The sequence below is a fragment of the Caballeronia sp. genome (assembly GCF_028292365.1).
Classification (GTDB): Bacteria; Pseudomonadota; Gammaproteobacteria; order Burkholderiales; family Burkholderiaceae; genus Caballeronia.
This window is the reverse complement of sequence record NZ_JAQGMM010000605.1, coordinates 1-3007: the sequence shown is the minus strand read 5'-3', so window position 1 is coordinate 3007 and position 3007 is coordinate 1. Positions and strand designations below refer to the sequence as shown.

General features: G+C 60.4%; 3 protein-coding genes. All 3 read left to right on the top strand.

The features are described from left to right. On the top strand, positions 1-591 hold a 591-nt coding region (locus JWR14_RS35505), incomplete at its 5' end, for an NAD(P)-dependent oxidoreductase (RefSeq protein WP_299718853.1). 160 nt (positions 592-751) lie between these two features. Then, entirely contained in the window at positions 752-1915 is a 1164-nt protein-coding gene (locus JWR14_RS35500; RefSeq protein WP_299718850.1) for a CaiB/BaiF CoA-transferase family protein, read from the top strand. A 32-nt stretch (positions 1916-1947) separates the two neighbouring features. Beyond that, entirely contained in the window at positions 1948-2886 is a 939-nt protein-coding gene (locus JWR14_RS35495) for a CoA ester lyase (protein WP_299718848.1), read from the top strand. Positions 2887-3007 lie beyond the last annotated feature (121 nt).

Here is a 3007-nt window from a genome sequence, read left to right as displayed (position 1 = left end):
AGTCTGGCGGCGTCGTCGGCATGGACCGCGTCGAATGTCTTTTGCGTCCATGCTGCGCCCATACGCGAGATACGTGGGGCGACGTTGGGTCTTATCGGCTCGGGCGCAATCGGCAGCGAGGTCGCGCGGCTGGCGGAAGCGCTGGGTATGCATGTACTCTTCAGCGAGCGTAAGGGCCACGCCGAAGTGCGACCTGGATATACGCCTTTCGACGAAGTGATCCGTACCAGCGATGTAATCTCGCTGCACTGCCCTTCGACCGCCGAGACGCAGGGGCTCATTGGCGAACGCGAGTTCGCGATCATGCGGCCGACCTCGGTGCTGATCAACACGGCGCGCGGTGCGCTTGTTGATGAACGCGCGCTGGAAGCCGCCTTGCTCGCGCAAACTATCGCGGGTGCGGCACTCGACGTCTTGCAGGCCGAGCCGCCTCACGAGCAGCATCGTTTCGTGACGCGTCAGCCAGATAACCTGTTGCTCACACCTCATGTGGCATGGGCCGGTACGTCTGCCGTCGAGGCGCTCGCTCAAGCGGTGTCCAGCAACATAGCGAGCTTTCTCGAGCGCCGTACCCTCAACCGCGTCGCCTAGATCCTGCCCTCGCGCGAGCAAGTCTTCAATCGCGAACGCGGCCTTCAAAAATAGGCAATTCACACGCCGTACCACCTGCGGGACACTTTCTCCAGACAACGGGCGCTGGCGGCTTTAACGCCCGCCCGGTCATCCTCAATCAACAGAGAAAGTGTCCGATATGAATCTTCCCCTCGCAAACATCACTGTCGTCTCGCTTGAACAAGCGATTGCCGCTCCGCTTGCAAGCCGGCATCTCGCCGACTGGGGCGCGCGGGTCATCAAGATCGAGCGGCCGGGCAGCGGTGACTTTGCGCGTGGGTACGACGAGGCGATGCATGGCATGTCCAGCCAGTTTGTCTGGGCAAATCGCTCCAAGGAAAGCCTGGCCCTCGACGTGAAGTCGGAGTTCGGTCAGGAGGTGCTAGAGGAATTGCTGCCGCGCGCTGACGTGTTCATCCAGAACCTGGCGCCCGGCGCGGCAAAACGGCTGGGGCTCGATGCTCGATCGCTCGTTGACCGGTATCCGCGCCTAATTGCCTGCGACATCTCTGGATACGGCTCAACGGGTCCGTATGCGAACAAGAAAGCCTATGACCTGCTGGTGCAATGCGAGACCGGCTTCCTGTCGATCAACGGTACACCCGACGACGAAGCCAAGTGCGGTCTCTCGATCGTCGATATTGCGACCGGCATGTATGCATTGAACGGCATTTTGCTCGCGCTCTATCGCCGTGAACAGACCGGGGAGGGCACAGCCTTCGAGGTCTCCCTGTTTGACGCCATGAGCGAGTGGATGAGCTACCCGGCATACTACACACGCGACAGCGGCAAGCCGGTCGCGCGCTCGGGATCGCGTCACGCAACTATCGCCCCGTACGGACCCTTTACCGCCGGCGATGGGAAGACCATTTTCTTCGGTATTCAGAATGAACGGGAATGGAAGAGCTTTTGCGAAAAGGTACTTGACGATCCGTCGGTGCGCACCGACCAACGCTTTACTTCGAATCCGGACCGGGTGCGCAATCGTGATGCGCTCGAAGCGCTGATCAATGAACGCTTTACCCGGTGGACCAGCGACGAGCTCAGTGAGCGGCTGGAAAAGGCAGCAATCGCGAACAGCCGGATGAACACTGTTGAAGAGTTTCTGGCCCATCCTCAATTGCACGAACGGGATCGCATCCGATCCATCGGCAGTCCGATGGGACCGCTCAACGTGTTCCTGCCGCCGATGATCATCGACGGGCTGTCGCCGGCGATGAACAGCGTGCCCGCCGTAGGGGAGCATACTGACTCGATCCTTTGGGAACTGGGGCTGCATCCATCGCGGTTGCGGATTGCCTAAGCTATTTTCCAACGAAAAAGGATCCACTTTTCATGCGAATCACACGAACATTTCTTGCCGTGCCTGCACACCAGAGAAGGATGGTCGAGTCGGCAGCAGCTAGCGCCGCGGACGCTGTGTTCCTCGATCTGGAAGACGCCGTACCGCATAGTCAGAAAGAAGCGGCGCTCGAGGGTGCCGTCGCCGCCATGAACGAGCTCGACTGGGGGCATAAAGTGCTCAGCGTACGGGTCAATGTGCCGGGCAGCGCGAGCTTTGAGACGGAGGTGACACGCTTGCTCAAGTCTTGCGACCGGCTGGACACGCTCTTGATTCCAAAGGTCGAGAGCACTGGCGACCTTGACCGCGTGATCGAATTGATCGGCATTCGTGCTCTGAGCCGGACGCGCGCCATCGGGATCGAGGTCATGATAGAAACCGCGCGCGGGCTGGTGAACTGCGAGCGGATAGCGGCGTGCTCCAAGCTCATTGAGTCGCTGCATTTCGGCGTGGGCGACTTCTCCGCATCGATTGGTGCCAAGGGTGTTGATATCGGCTTGTCGCATCCCGCGTACCGGATGACTTCACGCTCGCAACACGGCGAAACCACTAGCACGGCGCTGGACATGTGGGCGTATCCGATGATGCGCATATTGGTTGCGGCGCGCGCGTACGGCCTGCGAGCCATCGACGGTCCCTGCGGTGCGTTCAGCGACGCCGAGCTGACGTCGGCGCTTGCCATCAAGGAGGCAACCCTGGGGTTCGACGGCAAGCAAGTCATTCATCCTGGCCAGATCGACTCAACGAAGAGCGCGTTTGTTCCGAGCGACGACGAGTTACGCGAGGCTCAACACGTTATCGCAGCGCTGGAAGAAGCGGAGCGCGAAGGACGCGGGGCGGTGCAGGTGAACGGCAAGCTGGTTGATTACGCGAACATCCGGATGGCGCAGCGTGTGATTGCCATGGCGGATAACAGAAACCTGGCCGGATGAAGTACGATCAAGGGCGGCAATCGCGCCGCCCTTAGGTGGTTAAACAGAAGCAACCCTGGCATCTGCACGGGTCTTTATTTCGGCGAGCCACTGGGGTGCCGGATGCAGATCGGATACCTTG

Bases quoted from the DNA above. Each gene is read 5' to 3' on its own strand.
- JWR14_RS35500 (WP_299718850.1), top strand. From the start codon at position 752: ATGAATCTTCCCCTCGCAAACATCACTGTCGTCTCGCTTGAACAAGCG.
- JWR14_RS35495 (WP_299718848.1), top strand. From the start codon at position 1,948: ATGCGAATCACACGAACATTTCTTGCCGTGCCTGCACACCAGAGAAGG.